Raw genomic sequence first — 16554 nt, forward strand, 5'->3', positions numbered from 1 at the left:
CGGACGACCCCGCCGACGTGCCAGAGGGTAGACCGTGGGAGCACAGAAGTAAACCGGGGGGGCCCGGAAGCGAACCAGCCGCCGGTCTGTATCTGGTGGCGACCCCCATCGGCAATCTGCGCGACATCACGCTACGCGCCCTGGACGTGCTGGCGGCGGCCGATCTGGTGGCCTGCGAGGATACCCGCGTCACCGGCCGTCTGCTGCAATTGCTGGGGCTCAAGGCACGGATGACCCCCTATCACGATCATAACGCCGACGCGGCGCGCCCCGCCCTGATGGCCAAGCTGGCCGAGGGCCGGGTGGTGGCGCTGGTGTCCGACGCCGGAACCCCACTGGTCTCCGATCCCGGTTTCAAGCTGGTGCAGGCCTGTGTCGAGGCCGGCATTCCGGTCACGTCCGTTCCCGGCCCCTCGGCGGCGCTGACCGGGTTGCAGTTGTCGGGGCTGCCCGCCGACCGCTTCCTGTTCGCAGGCTTCCTGCCCAACAAGACCACGGCGCGCCGCGCCGCCCTGAAGGAGCTGGACGCGGTGCCCGCCACCTTGATCTTCTTCGAATCCCCCCATCGCACCGCCGATACCTTGGCCGACATGGCCGCCGTTCTGGGCGACCGGCTGGGAGCGGTGGCCCGCGAACTGACCAAGATGCACGAGGAGGTGGGTCGCGCCGCCCTCTCCGAGCTTGCCCGGCGCTATGCCGAGACTTCCCCCCGGGGCGAGGTGGTGATCGTGGTCGCCCCACCCGGCGAAATCGCCGCCGCCGGTCCCGCCCAATTGGAGGAGCGCCTGCGCGCCGCCATCCAATCGGGATCGTCCATCAAGGATGCCAGCGCCCTGGTGGCCGCCGAGACGGGATCTCCCCGGCGCGATGTCTATGCCCTCGCCCTGCGACTGTTCCGAGGGGGCAACGAGGAATGAATGCCTATGGCGCCGATCCCCGCCGCTTGCAGGCGCGCCGCCGTGGTCGCCTCGCCGAGGGTCTGGCGGTGGTTTGGCTGCGTCTCAAGCTGTACCGCGTCCTCGCCCGAGGGGTTCAGACCGGGCGCGGATCGGGGGCAGGCGAGATCGACATCGTCGCCAAGCGCGGCCGAACCCTGATCTTCGTCGAAGTCAAGAGCCGCGCCACCTTGGATGAAGCGATTGAATCCATTGGATATTCCCAGCGTCGGCGGATCGAGACGGCAGCGGCCGCCTTCCTGGCGCGGCGGCCCGAGCTTGCATCGTGCCAGATCCGCTTCGACGCCCTGGTGGTGGCGCCGGGGCGGCTGCCCCACCATATTCGCGATGCGTGGCGGCCAAGGGGCTGAGATGTGGCCCAACCTTGGAAAGATGGACGGAGCAAACCGCCAAGCCTTAGACTGCCCCCATCGAGATGGAAGAGGAGACTTGCCGTGATTCGTGTTCGTTCCCTGCTGAGCGCGTTGCTGTTGGCCTCTGTCGGCACCGCCGTCTCGGGCTGCGCCGCCACCGTGATCGGCGCGGGCGCCACCGCGGGCGTCGCCGCCGCCGAGGAGCGCGGCCTGGACGGCGCCCTCGACGACGCAAAGATTCGGGTTGAAATCAATCGCTTGTGGTTCGACCGCGACATCGAGATGTACCGCCAGATGACGCTGAACATCAGCGAAGGCCGCGTCATGCTGACCGGCGTGGTCACCACCGAGCAGGCCAGGGCCGACGCGGTGCGCCTGACCTGGCAGGTGGCCGGGGTCAAGGAAGTCCTCAACGAAGTGCTGGTCCGCGCCGAGGGCGAACCCGGTCTGGATCAGGCCAACGACCTCTGGATTCAACAGAAGTTGAAGGCGCGGCTGCTGACCGACGGCGACGTCAAGAACATCAACTACATCGTCGATGTGACCGATTCCGTCGTCTATCTGCTTGGAATCGCGCAAAATTCCGCCGAGATGGATCGTGTCGTCGCCCATGCCCGCGATGTCAAGGGCGTCAAGCGGGTGATCAATCATATCCGCCTCAAGACCGACGCCAGACGGAACGGGTAATGCCGAAAGCCGCCCGCGATCTGCAAATGAAGTTGAGTGCGCTGGGGCGGTTGGCCGACCCGGATTTGCGCCCGGCCGAGGCCTTGCTGCTGTTGGCCGCATTGGATTGCCCCGAGTGCGAGTTCGACGGCTATCGCGGCTTTCTCGACGGACTGGCCGAGGATGTCCGGACGGCGACACGCGGCGTGGACGGCGCCCTGCCACTGGCCGAGGCCATCTTCCAGGTGCTGGGCCACGCCTATGGATTTCGCGGCGACCATGGCGACGATGACGATATTTCCAATTCCAACCTGATCTGGGTGATCGAGCATCGACAGGGCGTCGGGGGGATTTTGGCCGTCCTGGCCATGGATGCCGCCCGGCTGGCCGGGCTGAACGCCCATGTGCTGGCTTTTCCCGCCCATATGCTGCTGCGGCTTGAGGACGAGGGCGGGCGGCGGGTGATACTCGATCCGCTGTTGGACGGCCAGCCGGTGGAACCGCCCGGCATGCGCGCCCTGCTCAAGGCGGCGGCCGGCAATGCCGCCGAACTGGAACCGTCGCACTACACCGCCATGGGCAATCGCGATCTGGTGGTGCGCCTGCAAAACGACGCCAAGCTGCGGCTGCTGCGCTGCGGCCAAATGGAGCGCGCCCTGAGGCTGGTGGAAGCCACCCTGCTGGTGGCGCCCGAAACCTGCATGCTGTGGCGCGAAGCCGGGTTGATGCATCTGCGGCTGAACAACCCCAGCGGCGCCGTGGCGGCCCTGGAGCAGTTCGTGGCCCGCACCACCAACGCCATGGCCCGCGCCCGCACCCAATCCATGCTGGCCGAGTTGAAGAGCCGATTGAGCTGATTTTCAAGACCCGAGGCGTGGGACACGCCGAGGCAAGGCCGAGGGCCGCCGCCGCTCGGGCGGCGTAAGCCCCCCAGCAGGGCCGGTGTGGCCCTGCGGGATCTAAGGGAAGGGATGCGGAGCATCCCGCCCGGCGCTTGAGGGACAACAGAAAGGGTTATACCGATGAGCCTCGCCGTCGCCATTCAGATGGATCCCATCGAATCCATCGACATTGACGCCGATTCCACCTTCGTGCTGGCCTTGGAGGCGCAGAAGCGGGGACACGCGCTGTTCCACTACCTGCCGCGCGATCTGGCCTTTCGCAATGGAAAGGTGCTGGCGCGGGTGCGGCCGCTCAACGTTCGCCGCGTCAAGGGCGACCATTTCACCCTGGGAGCGGCCGAACTGGTGGATCTGTCCAGCATGGACGTGGTGCTGATGCGCCAGGATCCGCCCTTCGACATGGCCTATATCACGGCCACCCATCTGCTGGACCACATCCATCCCAAGACCCTGGTGGTCAATGATCCCACCGAGGTGCGCAACGCGCCGGAAAAGCTGCTGGTCACCCATTTCGGCGATCTGATGCCGCCGACCCTGATCACCTCGGACCGTGACCAGATTCTGGATTTTCGCAACGAGTTCAAGGACATCATCGTCAAGCCGCTGTTCGGCAACGGCGGTGCCGGGGTCTTTCACATCATGCCGGGCGACGAGAATCTCAATTCGCTGCTGGAAATGTTCACCCAGCTCTACCGCGAACCGGTGATGGTGCAGCGCTATCTGCCCGAGGTCCGCCAGGGCGACAAGCGCATCATCCTGGTGGACGGCGAGGCGGTCGGCGCCGTCAACCGGGTGCCCGCCGAAGGGGAGGCCCGCTCCAACCTGCATGTGGGCGGCCAGGCGGTGAAATCACCGCTGACCAAGCGTGACCGCGAGATTTGCGCGGCCATCGGCCCCACCCTGAAGGCCAAGGGACTGGTCTTCGTGGGCATCGACGTCATCGGCGACTACCTCACCGAGATCAACGTCACCTCGCCCACCGGCATCCAGCAGATCGATCGGTTCGATGGCGTTTGCATCGAGGCCCTGATCTGGGATGCCATCGAGACCCGGCGCAGGGTGGCTTAGGATGCGCCAACGTATTGAGAATACGATATAAAGCGGCTTTTTGATCTGCATTTGCGGTTGGCGTCGGACGATAAAACTACAAGTGTGGTTGGGCAACACCCGGGGATCAACCACACTTAACTACAAATGTAGGCATTTTTCTCCGGCCCTTGGCCGAGGATTTTTGCCCGGCGAATTCCATCCCGGCGACAATTCCGGCGGTCGGTCAAGATAGGTCGTTATTCCTTCCTGCCCGCCTTCGCTTCCCTTTCAGACCAAGCGCTGGCATATGCCGCATTCCCTGGCTATCATCCCCCCCGCGCCTGATTGGGGATTGGAACAACCGTGACCTCTCGTATCGCTACCATCGCCTTCCAGGGCATCGACGCGCTTGAGATCGACGTTCAGGTTCAGGTGGCGGCCGGTCTGCCCGCCTTCACCATCGTGGGTCTGCCCGACAAGGCGGTGGGGGAAAGCCGCGAGCGGGTGCGCGCCGCGCTCAACGCCCTGGGGCTGGCTTTGCCCCCGAAACGAATCACCGTCAACATGGCGCCCGCCGATGTTCTCAAGGAAGGCAGCCATTTCGACCTGCCCATCGCCTGCGGCCTGCTGGCCGCCATGGGGGTGCTGCCCGGCGACGAGCTTGCGGGCTATATGGTGCTGGGCGAGCTGGGCCTGGACGGCTCCATTTCCGCTGTCGCGGGCGTGTTGCCCGCCGCCATCGCCGCCAAGACCGCCGAGAAGGGCCTGATCTGCCCAGCGGCGCAGGGCGGCGAAGCGGCCTGGGCCGGTGGCATCGAGGTGCTGGCGCCCGCCTCGCTGCTGGCGCTGATCAATCATTTCAAGGGCAGCCAGGTGCTGGGTCGGCCCGTGCCCGAGATCGCCGAGGACGATTCCCTGCCGCTGGACCTGAAGGACATCAAGGGCCAGGAAAGCGCCAAGCGGGCCCTGGAAGTGGCCGCCGCCGGAGCTCATAACCTGCTGATGATCGGACCGCCGGGTTCGGGCAAGTCCATGCTGGCGGCACGCCTGCCCGGCCTGATGCCGCCCTTGTCCCCGGCCGAGGCGCTGGAAGTCAGCATGATCCACTCGGTCAGCGGCCAACTGGCGGGCGGCCGCCTGCTGCGTCGCCGCCCGTTCCGCGATCCCCACCATTCCGCCTCCGTGCCGTCCCTGGTGGGCGGCGGCTTGCGGGCGCGGCCGGGCGAGGTGTCGCTGGCCCATAACGGCGTTTTGTTCCTGGACGAATTGCCGGAATTCCAGCGCGGCGCCCTGGAAGCCCTGCGCCAACCGCTGGAATCGGGACGCGCCGTGGTGGCCCGCGCCAATGCCCATGTCACCTATCCCGCCCGCATCCAACTGGTCGCCGCCATGAATCCCTGCCGCTGCGGCCATCTGGGCGACGCCGCCCTGGCGTGTTCCAAGGCGCCCAAATGCGGCCAGGAATATCAGTCGAAGATTTCCGGCCCGCTGTTCGACCGCATCGACCTGCATGTGGAGGTACCCGCCGTCAGCCCGGCCGACCTGTCGCTGCCGCCGCCCGCCGAGGGCTCGGCCGAGGTGGCCGCCCGCGTCGCTTGCGCCCGCGCCATCCAGACCGAGCGCTATGACGGTCTGGGGCCGCGCTGCAATGCCGAGGCCGATGGCGAGCTGCTGGAAAAAGTGGCCGCGCCCGATGCCGCCGGACGCCAGTTGCTGACCGAAGCGGCGGAGCGCATGCGGCTGTCGGCGCGGGGTTGGCACCGGGTGCTGCGGGTGGCCCGCACCCTGGCCGATCTCGACGGCCAGGATTCGGTGCGCCGCCTGCATGTGGCCGAGGCGCTGTCCTATCGCCGACTGATGCCGGGGCGGAGCTAGATCGTGTTGCCGCTGCTGGGCAGCATGTGGCCCAGTTGACGGCCGCCGAAGATGTGGAAATGCAGGTGCGGCACTTCCTGGTGACCGTTGACCCCGATATTGCTGAGCAGACGCCAGCCATCAGCCGTGACCCCCGCCTGCCTGGCCACCGTTCCGATGGCGCGGATCAGCCCGACGATCTCGGCATCCGAGGCCTTGGCGGTGAAATCATCCGCCGACACATAGGCGCCCTTGGGAATCACCAGGATATGGACGGGGGCCTGCGGGTTGATGTCGTGGAAGGCGAGGGCGAAATCGTCCTCATAGACCTTCTTGCAGGGAATCTCGCCGCGCAGGATGCGGGCGAAGATGTTGTTGGGATCGTAGGTCATGGGAGTCTCACTTCTTGGCGCGCGACTTCTTCTCGTCGATGCCCGAGGTGCCGACGCGACGATCCAGCTCGGCCCAGACCTTGGCCGGATCGATGCCGCAATCGGCCCACAGCACCAGCAGATGATACAGGGTGTCGGCGCTTTCGCCCACCAGCTCGTCCTTGCCTTCCGACAGGGCGGCCACCACGGCTTCCACCGCTTCCTCGCCGAATTTCTGGGCGATCTTGCCGCGGCCGCGGGAAAACAGCTTGGCGGTATAGGATTTGTCGGGATCGGTGCCCTTGCGGCTTGCGATCACGCCGTAAAGCTCGTCCAGTACGGTTGCGTCGCGTGCCATGGCCTACCCCCCTCTTCGAAATCGTTCTAAGTTGTAACTTTCCAAGGGCTTTCCCTATCAGAAGGCGCCGCCGCTGTCACCACTCTCGTGCATACTTAAGGCCGGACGGGAATGCCCGCCGCCCGCATATGAGCCTTGGCCTGGGCGATGGTAAAGGTTCCGAAATGAAAGATGGAGGCGGCCAGCACGGCGGTGGCGTGGCCTTCGCGGATGCCGTCCACCAGATGGTCCAAGGTGCCGACCCCGCCCGAGGCGATCACCGGCACCGACACGGCGTCGGCGACGGCGCGGGTCAGCGGAATGTTGAAGCCCTGCTTGGTGCCGTCGCGATCCATGGAGGTCAGCAGGATTTCCCCCGCCCCGTACTCCACCATGCGCCTTGCCCAATCCACCGCGTCGATGCCGGTGGGGTTGCGGCCACCATGGGTGAAGATCTCGAACTTGCCCGGTCCGGTCTGCTTGGCGTCGATGGCGACCACGATGCATTGGCTGCCGAATTTCTCGGCCGCCTCGCGGACGAATTCAGGCCGGTGAACGGCGGCGGTATTGATGGAGACCTTGTCGGCCCCGGCCAGCAGCAGCTTGCGGATATCGTCCACCACCCGGACGCCGCCGCCCACGGTCAGCGGCATGAAGCATTGCTCGGCGGTGCGGCTGACCACGTCGTAGATGGTGTCGCGATTATCAACGCTGGCGGTGATGTCGAGAAAGGTCAGCTCGTCGGCACCGGCCTTGTCGTAGAGCTTGGCCTGCTCCACCGGATCGCCGGCATCCATCAGATCGACGAAATTGACACCCTTGACCACCCGGCCGTCCTTGACGTCGAGACAGGGGATGATCCGCATCTTCAGCATTGGAGCACCCGGATCGCCTCGGCGACATCGATGCGGCCGTCATAGATGGCGCGGCCCGATATGACGCCTTCCAGCTTGGGATAAGCCTTCAGCGCCGCCAGATCATCCAGCGAGGAGACGCCGCCCGAGGCGATCACCGGAATGGAAATGGCGTCGGCCAGGGCGGCGGTGGCCGCCACATTGGGTCCGGCCAACACGCCGTCGCGGTCGATATCCGTATAGATCAGGGCGGCGACGCCGCAATCTTCGAATTTGCGCGCCAGCTCCAGCACGGTGAGGTCCGAGGTCTCGGCCCAGCCTTCCACCGCCACCTTGCCGCCCTTGGCGTCGATGCCGACCGCCACCCGGCCGGGGAAACACTTGCAGGCGTCCTTGACCAACTGCGGATTCTTCAAGGCGACGGTCCCCAGGATGACCCGGCGGATGCCGCGTCCCAGCCAGGATTCGATGGTGGCCATGTCGCGGATGCCACCGCCCAATTGAACCGGAACCGAAACGGCGTTCAGGATGGCGTCCACGGCGGCGCCGTTGACCGGCTTGCCCTCGAAGGCGCCGTTGAGATCGACCACATGGATCCACTCGGCCCCCGCGTCGGCGAAGCTTTTCGCCTGGGCGCCGGGATCGAGGTTGAACACGGTGGCGTCTTCCATCAGGCCGAGCTTGAGCCGAACGCAGGCGCCGTCCTTAAGGTCGATGGCGGGAAACAGGATCATGGGGATGAGTCCGGATAAGAGAAATAAATATGATCCACGAATGAACACGAATGAACACGGATCGAATACAAATCCCGTCTGGGTTTGACAGGGTGCGGAAAAACTCGTTCCCGCCCCCTTTTATCGTCACCCCCGCGCAGGCGGTGGTCCATGTTGATGCAAGGCTGGGCTTTAGCCACAAAATATTGGGTGGCTGATGCATGGATTCCCGCTTTCGCGGGAATGACGGGGTTTTTCCGCAGCCCGTTAAACGTCATCTTCTTATATTTGTGTTCATTCGTGTTCATTCGTGGATAACTTCTAAGGCTTCCATTTAAGAAAGTTCTCAATGACCTGCAAGCCGGTGGCCTGGGACTTTTCGGGGTGGAATTGGCTGCCCACCAGATTGTCGCGCCCCACCATGGCGGTGACGGCACCGCCATAATCCACATGGGCGAGGCGCTGGGCGGAATCGGCGCAATGGAATTGGTAGGAATGGACGAAATAGGCATGGGCGTCGGGGCTCAGACCCGCCAGCAGGGGATGCGCTGGGGCATCGGCGACCAGTTGGTTCCAGCCCATATGCGGCACCTTGAGACCCTGGGACTCGACGCCCAGCGGCACCACCTCGCCCTTGATCCAGCCGAGACCGGCGTGATCGCCGTGCTCGCGGCCGGTGGTGGCCAGCAATTGCATGCCGACGCAAATGCCGAAGAACGGCACGCCCTGGCCCAGCACCCGGCGCTCCAGCGTCTCGATCATGCCGGGCAGGGCGGCGAGACCGGATTTGCAATCGGCGAAGGCGCCGACCCCGGGCAGTACGATACGCTCGGCCTGGGCGAGGCGCGCCGCCTCGGCGGTAACCTCGATGGTCAGGTTCAGGCCACGTTCGGCCACCACCCGCTCGAACGCCTTGGCGCAAGAGCGCAGATTGCCGGATCCGTAATCGATGATGGCGACCAGGCCGCTCACAAGCTCCCCCCAAGGGTTCCCTTGGTGGAGGGAACCGCATCGGCCTTGCGCGGATCGATTTCCACCGCCGCGCGCAGGGCGCGGGCCAGCGCCTTGAAGCAGCTCTCGACGATGTGGTGGTCGTTGTCGCCATACAGGCATTCCACGTGCAAGGTGGCACCGGCCGCCTGGGCGAAGGCCTGGAACCATTCCTTGAACAGTTCGGAATCCATGGACCCCAGCCGGTCGCCGGTGAATTTCACCTTCCAGATCAGATAGGGTCGGTTGGACAGGTCGAGAGCGACGCGGGTCAGCGCCTCGTCCATGGGCACATAGGCCGAACCATAGCGGGTGATGCCCTTGCGATCGCCCAGGGCCTGGGCCACCGCCTGACCGATGGCGATTCCCACGTCCTCGGTGGTGTGGTGGGCGTCGATATGCAGGTCGCCCTTGGCCTCGACCTCGAGATCCATCAGCGAGTGGCGCGACAACTGTTCCAGCATATGGTCGAGAAACCCGATCCCGGTCTTGACGGCATATTTGCCGCTACCGTCCAGATCAAGCTTGACCGCGATGCTGGTTTCGGTGGTGTTGCGCGCGATACTGCCCTGGCGCATGGAATCCTCCTGGAACGAAGATTTCTCTAGTAGCAGCAATGGGGGCTGATGGGAAGGGTTGGGGGGGGGGGAAAGGGTTGGGGCGGAAATTGTGGCCCGGGCCGAATTATTGTATATAATGGCCTTGCCGCAACCTTTGGCGTTATTCGGGGGTCGTATGAGGGCCAGGACGTTGGGGAGGCTGGGGCTCGTTCTGACCCTGCTGCTGGCCGGTCCGGCGCATGCGGCGGACCAGCACGCCGCCGACCTGCGTGCTCTGCTGGACAATGCCCGCGCCGCCGAACCGGACGCCGCCGACCTTACCCCCATGGCCATCGCTCCGGCCACCAGCCAACAATTGCTGCGCCAGGGCGATATCGACTTCCAGTTCTCCGTCGGCATCGACCTGCCCATCGATTTGCAGCCCAAGCCGCTTTCGTCCACCGTGGCCGGTCCCATGGCCGAGACCGGCCGCCATGTCATCGTGTTCGACGTGGCCCTGGCCAAGGCTTCGCGCAAGGTCCGCGATGTCCAGGGCATGGAATCGCAGAAGGTGGTGGAAATGGTGCGCCGCGAGAACCCGGCCTATAAGCGCGCCCTTGCCGAATTGGATAAGGCGGGACTGCGGGCCGAGCGCTATGCCGACAAGAACCAGCCGATTCCGCCCAAGATCGCCAATATCCTCGACACCACCCAGGCCAAGCTGGCATCCATCCCGCCGTTCCTGGAAACACCGGTCTACGGCAAGTACACCTACAAGGCCGCCGACGTGGACGCCCAGAAGACCCTGACCGTCCATTATTACGTCATCGACAAGCAGGCCAAGCGCTACATCAAGTCGACCTTCGACGTGATGGAGGCGCAGCACTTCATCATGGCCTACGACATGGCCGACACCGACCCCAACAAGGGCCGCATCCACGCCGATCATTCCTTCGAGAAGGATGTGCGCGACTGGGAGCGCGCCGCCGTCATCGTGCCGTTGTCCAAGTTGCTGAACCATGCCCTGCAGCGTCAGGGCGAGGCGCGAAGCTTCACCTCGGTCCAGCCGCTGCTGGCCGAATTGGCCCGCGACCGAAGCACCGCCGCCGCCCGGCTGGAATCCGAGCGCTTCGACGCCCGCCCCTTGAACGATCCCCGCTTCGACAGCGTCGTCGCCATCTTCCGCCACAACGCCCTGGGCAGCGGTTTTTATGTGCGCTCCAACATCGTCATGACCAACTGGCATGTGGTCAATGGCAGCGACATCGTCGAGCTGAAGCGCTATGACGGCCGCGAGACCTTTGGTCAGGTCATCGCCCGCGACACCCGGCTGGATCTCGCTTTGATCAAGGTCCAAGATCGCGGCCGCCCGGTGGAGTTCGCACAAGGCCGCGAGATCAAGCCCGGCGACGTGACCGAGGTCATCGGCCATCCCAACGGCTATGCCTTTACCATAACCCGTGGTCTGGTCAGTGGGATCAGGCGATTGAAACCCGCCATCATGGAGGGGGTCAATGAGCGGGACTCCCTGCGCAACGTTCCCAATTACAGCACACCTCATCATAAGGACGGGGTGCTCTATATCCAGACGGACGCCGCCATCAACAACGGCAATTCCGGTGGCCCCATGTTCGTCGGCAACAAGGTGGTGGGAATTTCCGATTGGGGCCAGTTGGAGAAGCTCAGGTCCGACAGCGCCGTCACCAAGGTTCCGGGCCTGAACTTCACCGTCCATTATTCCGAAGCCCAGCGCTTCATCACCGACGCCCTTAAGGGAGAGTAGTCATGTCCCTGGACCGACGCGCCTTCATGGTCACCGGACTCGCCGCCCTGGCGGCGGGCTGCCAAAGGGAGAACCGGGGCGACATGGTGGTGGATTCCACCACCGGCCGCATGTACGGCATGCGCAGCGACAGCCTGCCCATCTTCACCGATCCCTCGCTGTTTCCCAACCGCCGCCTCAAGCTGACGGTCCGCAACATGTCGGGCGATTCCATATGGGATTTGGATTCCACCCGCGAGAATCTCTATCGCGTCTTTCTCGACAAGGGCTATGACCGCTCCAATGGGTCGGATTTCGGTCTCAAGATCGATCTGGCGGTGATCCGCTCGCAGCAGTTCGACCGGACCATGCTGTCGGAATACGCCTTCCTGGGCGGGGCGGGCGGCGCGGTGGCGGGCGGCACCGCGGGCGGATTCACCCCCACCGGAGTGGGCGGCGGCGCCGGTATCGGACTGGCGGCGGGCCTGGCGCTTGGGGCCATCGCCGGTTACTTCAACACCGACAGCATTTACGTGGTGGTCACCGAGGCCACCTTCGGCATCCGTCGCGACAGCACCAAGCCGCGACGGGTGGTGACTTTCGAGGGCAGCCCCCGCGTCGAGGAATGGGAGGAGCGCGGCTACGACGCCTTCCGCAAGACCCAAAGGGTGATGATCGCCAATTACGGCGGCGGCCGTGGAATCACCCAGGCCGAGATCGCCCAGGATATCCGTGAACGCCAAATTCGCTCGCTGAGCAGTTTCTTATAGCCCCTCAATCGGCGGGCGGGTTTCTCCGAAACCCTTGCCTCCCGCGGCACGAGCCGCGCCGGGCATTGCCCGCAACTCCTCGCTCATGGCTCGTCGAGATAACCCCGCCCTTCCCTAACGCCCGCAAACGTCCTATCTCTTGGCCGAGACTTGCAGCAGCGGAGCGGTCATGTCCGAAGAGAAACTTCCCAGCTGGCACGGCACCACCATTTTATGCGTGCGCAAATCAGGCCGAGTGGTCATCGCCGGTGACGGTCAGGTCAGCTTAGGGAGCACCGTGATCAAGGCCAATGCCCGCAAGGTGCGCAAGGTGGGCGGCGATTCCATCCTGGTGGGTTTCGCCGGTGCCACCGCTGACGCCTTCACCCTGCTGGAACGCCTGGAAGCCAAGCTGGAGAAGCATCCCGGCCAACTGACACGGGCCTGCGTCGAGCTGGCCAAGGACTGGCGCACCGACCGTTATCTGCGCAAGCTGGAAGCCATGATGGCGGTGGCGGACAAGGACGTCTCGCTGGTGCTGACCGGCCAGGGCGACGTCTTGGAGCCTGAAGACGGGCTGATCGGCATCGGATCGGGCGGCAATTACGCCCTGGCCGCCGCCCGCGCCCTGATCGACGTGGACGGTCTGGACGCCGAGGCCATCGCCCGCAAATCCATGGCCATCGCCGCCGGAATCTGCGTCTACACCAACGGCAACATCATCGTGGAATCCCTATGACCCCCGCCTTTTCCCCCCGTGAGATCGTCTCGGAACTGGACCGCTACATCGTCGGCCAGCATGACGCCAAGCGCGCCGTCGCCGTGGCGTTGCGCAACCGCTGGCGCCGCCAGCAGCTCAGCGAGGCGCTGCGGGAAGAGGTGCTGCCTAAGAATATCCTGATGATCGGGCCGACCGGCGTCGGCAAGACCGAGATCGCCCGGCGCCTCGCCCGTCTCGCCCAGGCCCCCTTCCTCAAGGTGGAGGCCACCAAGTTCACCGAGGTGGGCTATGTGGGCCGCGATGTCGAGCAGATCGTGCGCGACATCATGGAAGTCGCCATCACCATGACGCGCGACCGCCTGCGCAAGCAGGTGGCCGCCAAGGCGGAGATCGCCGCCGAGGAGCGCCTGCTGGACGCCCTGGTGGGCGATGGCGCCAGCGCCGAGACCCGCCAGAAGTTCCGCAAGATGCTGCGCGAAGGCAGCCTGGACGACAAGGAGGTGGAGCTTCAACTGGCCGAATCCGGCGGCGGCGGCCTGCCCACCTTCGACATTCCCGGCATGCCGGGCGCCCAGATGGGCATGCTCAACCTCAACGACCTGCTGGGCAAGCTGGGCGGCGGCCGCACCAAGCCGCGCAAGCTTTCGGTCAAGGACGCCCTGGCCCAGTTGACCGCCGAGGAATCCGACAAGCTGCTGGACCAGGACAAGGTGGTCAAGGACGCCATCTGGGCGGTGGAGAACAACGGCATCGTCTTCATCGACGAGATCGACAAGATCTGCGCCCGCTCGGCCGAGCACCATGTGGGCGGCGATGTCAGCCGCGAGGGTGTCCAGCGCGACCTGCTGCCGTTGATCGAAGGCACCACCGTCGCCACCAAGCACGGATCGGTCAAGACCGACCATATCCTGTTCATCGCGTCCGGCGCCTTCCATCTGGCCAAGCCGTCGGACCTGCTGCCCGAACTGCAAGGCCGCCTGCCCATCCGGGTCGAGCTGAAGCCTTTGACCCGCGACGATCTGGTGCGCATCCTCACCGAGCCGGAAGCCAGCCTGATCAAGCAATACGAGGCCCTGCTCGCCACCGAGGAGGTCATCCTGTCCTTCGAGGACGGCGCCATCGACGCCATCGCCGATCTGGCCGCCGAGATCAATTCCACGGTGGAGAATATCGGCGCCCGGCGCCTGCAGACGGTGATGGAACGGCTGCTGGAAGAGATCAGCTTCTCCGCCCCCGACCAGACGCCCGGCACCAAGACGGTGATTACCGCCGAATTGGTGCGCGAACGGGTGGGCGAACTGGCCAAGACCGCCGATCTCGCCAAGTTCATCCTGTAACCTTCCCCGCCGTCATTCCCGCGAAAGCGGGAATCCCATGATCCAGGCGTCGCCATGGACCCCCGCTTTCGCGGGGGTGACGGCAATCCTCAATCTGATTATGATCTCAATCATAGTTTGGGGCGCGTGCATGGCCGGGGACTGGCATCATCTGTTCAAGGGAATCCGCACCCGCTCGGTCTCCCTGGCGGCGGGCGAGACCCTGTTCGCCGTCGGCGAAGAAGCGCGGTCGCTGTTTCATGTGGAACGCGGCCGCATCCTGGTATCGCGCCACGGCGTCACCCTGCATCGCGCCGAGGCGGGGGAATTGCTGGCCGAGGCTTCGCTGTTCGCCCCGGTCTTCGATTGCGACGCGGTGGCGGATATCCCGTCACGGGTCGAGATCTTTCCCAAGGCGGCGGTGCTTTTGCATCTGTCCGCCCATCCCCAGATCAATCTGGCGTTTTCCGCCGCTCTCGCCCGGCAGGTGCAAGCCCTGCGCGGCCGGTTGGAGATCACCCGGCTGAAAAGCGCCCGCGAGCGGGTGGTCGTCTGGCTGATCCAGGGCGGCGCCATGGATTCCACCATCCGGCTGGACCGGCCGCTGCTGGCCGTCGCCGCCGAACTGGGCCTGACTCACGAGGCCCTGTATCGGACGCTGGCCCGACTGGTCGCCGACGGTCGGCTGGAACGGCCGGGCCAGGGCCTATTCCGGCTGGTCCAGCACGGCCAATAGCAGCGCCACCTTGTCGTCCGGCATCTTGCGCAGATCGGCGCCCAGCCGGTTGGCCAGTTCCGTCTTGGCGGGCGACAGGCCGGAGGTGTCCAGGGTCACCTTGGGGTGCGACAGCTCGGCCAGGGTCTTCAGCTCCTCCGCCTCGTCCCAGATGCAGTCGAGATAGCCGCAGATCTGCATGACAAGACCGGGAGCGGGCTTGCCGCGATGGCCGTGTTCCAGCGCCGACAGATAGGCGGCCGAAACGTTGAGATCGGCCGCCATTTGCTTGAGCTGGATGCCCTTGGCGTCGCGCAGCGCCCGGATCTTGGCGCCGAACGGCGTCATGCCTGACATTGCGGGCGGGACGCCCGCGCTCCGAATAGAGCGACGTCACCAGGGGCGCGGGCGTCCCGCCCGCCTGGACCTCCGTTCATCCCCTTTGCCTCCGCACCAAAACATAAAGGGCGCCGTCGCCGCCGTGATGGGGCCGGGCATAGGAAAATCCCAGGATACGTTCGCGCAGCGGGCTTTGGTTCAGCCAGCGCGGCACCTGGTTCTTCAGGATGCCGCTGCCCTGGACACCCTTGCCGGTCACCACCAACACGCAGCGCTTGCCCGCCGCCCAGGCCCGCTGGATGAAGGCCGCCAGCTCGCCATGGGCGATCTCCTGGCTATGGCCGTGGAGGTCGAGACTGGCCTCGATCTCCATTTCGCCCCGCTTCATGCGTTCGGCCGAGCGGCGGTCCAGGCCGGGGGCATGGCCGTGGCCCAGTTCCAGCTGACCGGCATGCAGGCGCGGCGCGATGGGATGCACCGAGGGTCGGCGCGGCGGCGAACCGGGCGGCGGCGGCGGCGAGGGGATCGGTTCAGCCGATACCGAGTCGGGTTCGTCGGGCACCGTCTTGCCGGGCAGCGGCTTGGCGTCCTTGACCACGGCGCGCCAGACCTTGACCTCGTCGGCGGTCACGGCGCGCCGCCGGGGCTGGCGCGGCTCGACCAGGCGTCGGCTCATTGCGGCCGGTGGTCCGGCGGCATCACCGCGTCGCGCGGCGGGTCGTCGTCGATGGACTCCCAATGAGTCCGCGGCGCTTCCGGTTCCATGGGTTGCGGCGGAACCGGATCGGGCTGCACCGCGTCGGCGAAGGGAAAGGGGTCCGGCTCCGGTTCCATCTCCACGACAGGAGGCGGCGTGTATTCGGGCACGTGCTGGGTCGGGACCGGCGCATTGGCCAATTGCTCGCGGCGCGGGGCCTCGCCCTCTCCCAGATTGCGGCGGATGAATTTGCGCCAGTCGCCCTTGGGGGCGAGACAGGGCGGCTCGTTGCCGCCCTTGACCACCATGGCGACGCCACCCATCTGCCACAGGGTCTGGAACTGGATGACGTCGGTCAGCATATAGGCCTGGGCACGGAATTTCAGACGCCACGCCACGTAATGGCGGCTGCCGAACACATGAGCCAGGGTGCACAGGGTCATGACCACGATGCCCACCACCACATTGGTGGCCAGCAAGACGATCAGCGCCAGGGTCATCAGCCCGGTCAGCGGCAGCAGGTGATCCCAGTGCTGATGCACGGGCGAGCCCTGAAAATCCAGCACTTTGGGATCGGTGAAGAGTGCGACCCGACCGGCCGTGACAGCGCCGCGCAGCTGGTCGTGCAGCTGTTCATCCTCGCGGTGCTTCTTTTCACGCCACTCGGCCAGCAATTGGCTCATGGGGTCTG

20 protein-coding genes are annotated in these 16554 nt (G+C 65.4%); 11 read left to right on the forward strand and 9 right to left on the reverse strand.

Going from position 1 to position 16554, the window contains the following annotated elements; all coding sequences use genetic code 11:
• The first annotated feature begins 95 nt into the window (after positions 1-95).
• The 6 genes from rsmI (at position 96) to CU669_RS00865 (ending at position 5781) form a co-directional block, all read left to right on the forward strand.
• Positions 96-917 carry a 16S rRNA (cytidine(1402)-2'-O)-methyltransferase gene (rsmI, locus tag CU669_RS00840; protein ID WP_239988461.1) on the forward strand — a complete coding sequence of 274 codons (822 nt, stop codon included), beginning with the start codon at positions 96-98 and terminating at the stop codon, positions 915-917.
• A complete protein-coding gene (locus tag CU669_RS00845) occupies positions 914-1306 on the forward strand; it encodes a YraN family protein (RefSeq protein ID WP_112141915.1) in 393 nt (130 codons plus the stop codon). Before rsmI ends, CU669_RS00845 begins: the two co-directional genes overlap by 4 nt.
• 84 nt (positions 1307-1390) lie before the next feature.
• Entirely contained in the window at positions 1391-1996 is a 606-nt protein-coding gene (locus tag CU669_RS00850) for a BON domain-containing protein (protein WP_112141916.1), read from the forward strand.
• Positions 1996-2832, forward strand: a complete 837-nt coding sequence (locus CU669_RS00855) for a SirB1 family protein (RefSeq protein WP_112141917.1) — start codon at positions 1996-1998, stop codon at positions 2830-2832. The genes CU669_RS00850 and CU669_RS00855 overlap by 1 nt, the downstream gene beginning before the upstream one ends.
• Positions 2833-2997: 165 nt before the next feature.
• Positions 2998-3945: a glutathione synthase gene (gene gshB, locus CU669_RS00860; protein WP_112141918.1), complete on the forward strand. Its 948-nt coding sequence runs from the start codon at positions 2998-3000 to the stop codon at positions 3943-3945.
• 324 nt (positions 3946-4269) lie between these two features.
• A complete protein-coding gene (locus CU669_RS00865; protein WP_112141919.1) occupies positions 4270-5781 on the forward strand; it encodes a YifB family Mg chelatase-like AAA ATPase in 1512 nt (503 codons plus the stop codon).
• Here the strand turns inward: CU669_RS00865 and CU669_RS00870 are convergent.
• The 6 genes from CU669_RS00870 to hisB all read right to left on the reverse strand — a co-directional run bounded on the left by CU669_RS00870 (position 5778) and on the right by hisB (position 9603).
• Positions 5778-6152 (reverse strand): histidine triad nucleotide-binding protein, encoded by a 375-nt coding sequence (locus CU669_RS00870; RefSeq protein ID WP_112141920.1) that lies wholly within the window; start codon positions 6150-6152, stop codon positions 5778-5780. The two genes, CU669_RS00865 and CU669_RS00870, sit on opposite strands and share 4 nt — an antisense overlap.
• 7 nt (positions 6153-6159) lie before the next feature.
• A complete protein-coding gene (locus CU669_RS00875; protein ID WP_112141921.1) occupies positions 6160-6489 on the reverse strand; it encodes a phosphoribosyl-ATP diphosphatase in 330 nt (109 codons plus the stop codon).
• A 95-nt stretch (positions 6490-6584) separates the two neighbouring features.
• A complete protein-coding gene (hisF, locus tag CU669_RS00880; RefSeq protein ID WP_112141922.1) occupies positions 6585-7343 on the reverse strand; it encodes an imidazole glycerol phosphate synthase subunit HisF in 759 nt (252 codons plus the stop codon).
• Complete coding sequence (gene hisA, locus CU669_RS00885) at positions 7337-8056, reverse strand: 1-(5-phosphoribosyl)-5-[(5-phosphoribosylamino)methylideneamino]imidazole-4-carboxamide isomerase (protein WP_112141923.1); 720 nt, start codon at positions 8054-8056, stop codon at positions 7337-7339. Before hisA ends, hisF begins: the two co-directional genes overlap by 7 nt.
• A 300-nt stretch (positions 8057-8356) precedes the next feature.
• Positions 8357-9007 (reverse strand): imidazole glycerol phosphate synthase subunit HisH, encoded by a 651-nt coding sequence (hisH, locus tag CU669_RS00890; RefSeq protein ID WP_112141924.1) that lies wholly within the window; start codon positions 9005-9007, stop codon positions 8357-8359.
• Entirely contained in the window at positions 9004-9603 is a 600-nt protein-coding gene (gene hisB, locus CU669_RS00895) for an imidazoleglycerol-phosphate dehydratase HisB (RefSeq protein ID WP_112141925.1), read from the reverse strand. The genes hisH and hisB overlap by 4 nt, the downstream gene beginning before the upstream one ends.
• 157 nt (positions 9604-9760) lie before the next feature.
• On the opposite strand from hisB, the gene CU669_RS00900 reads away from it, so the two are divergent.
• The 5 genes from CU669_RS00900 to CU669_RS00920 all read left to right on the forward strand — a co-directional run bounded on the left by CU669_RS00900 (position 9761) and on the right by CU669_RS00920 (position 14848).
• A complete protein-coding gene (locus tag CU669_RS00900) occupies positions 9761-11347 on the forward strand; it encodes a S1C family serine protease (protein ID WP_161539553.1) in 1587 nt (528 codons plus the stop codon).
• 2 nt (positions 11348-11349) lie between these two features.
• The gene (gene traT, locus CU669_RS00905; RefSeq protein WP_112141927.1) at positions 11350-12096 is read left to right on the forward strand and encodes a complement resistance protein TraT; all 747 of its coding nucleotides are present in this window, start codon (positions 11350-11352) and stop codon (positions 12094-12096) included.
• A 169-nt stretch (positions 12097-12265) separates the two neighbouring features.
• Complete coding sequence (hslV, locus tag CU669_RS00910) at positions 12266-12814, forward strand: ATP-dependent protease subunit HslV (protein ID WP_112141928.1); 549 nt, start codon at positions 12266-12268, stop codon at positions 12812-12814.
• Positions 12811-14133: an ATP-dependent protease ATPase subunit HslU gene (gene hslU, locus CU669_RS00915; protein WP_112141929.1), complete on the forward strand. Its 1323-nt coding sequence runs from the start codon at positions 12811-12813 to the stop codon at positions 14131-14133. The genes hslV and hslU overlap by 4 nt, the downstream gene beginning before the upstream one ends.
• A 130-nt stretch (positions 14134-14263) precedes the next feature.
• Positions 14264-14848: a Crp/Fnr family transcriptional regulator gene (locus tag CU669_RS00920; protein WP_112141930.1), complete on the forward strand. Its 585-nt coding sequence runs from the start codon at positions 14264-14266 to the stop codon at positions 14846-14848.
• Here CU669_RS00920 and CU669_RS00925 read toward each other — a convergent pair.
• From CU669_RS00925 to CU669_RS00935, 3 genes are all read right to left on the reverse strand, one after another.
• Positions 14819-15175 (reverse strand): helix-turn-helix domain-containing protein, encoded by a 357-nt coding sequence (locus CU669_RS00925; RefSeq protein WP_112141931.1) that lies wholly within the window; start codon positions 15173-15175, stop codon positions 14819-14821. The genes CU669_RS00920 and CU669_RS00925 overlap by 30 nt on opposite strands.
• Positions 15176-15260: 85 nt before the next feature.
• Positions 15261-15842: a Smr/MutS family protein gene (locus CU669_RS00930; protein ID WP_112141932.1), complete on the reverse strand. Its 582-nt coding sequence runs from the start codon at positions 15840-15842 to the stop codon at positions 15261-15263.
• Positions 15839-16546, reverse strand: coding sequence for a hypothetical protein (locus CU669_RS00935; protein WP_112141933.1), 708 nt, complete (start codon positions 16544-16546; stop codon positions 15839-15841). The genes CU669_RS00930 and CU669_RS00935 overlap by 4 nt, the downstream gene beginning before the upstream one ends.
• Positions 16547-16554 lie beyond the last annotated feature (8 nt).

The organism is Paramagnetospirillum kuznetsovii (genome assembly GCF_003284725.1).
GTDB lineage: Bacteria > Pseudomonadota > Alphaproteobacteria > Rhodospirillales > Magnetospirillaceae > Phaeospirillum > Phaeospirillum kuznetsovii.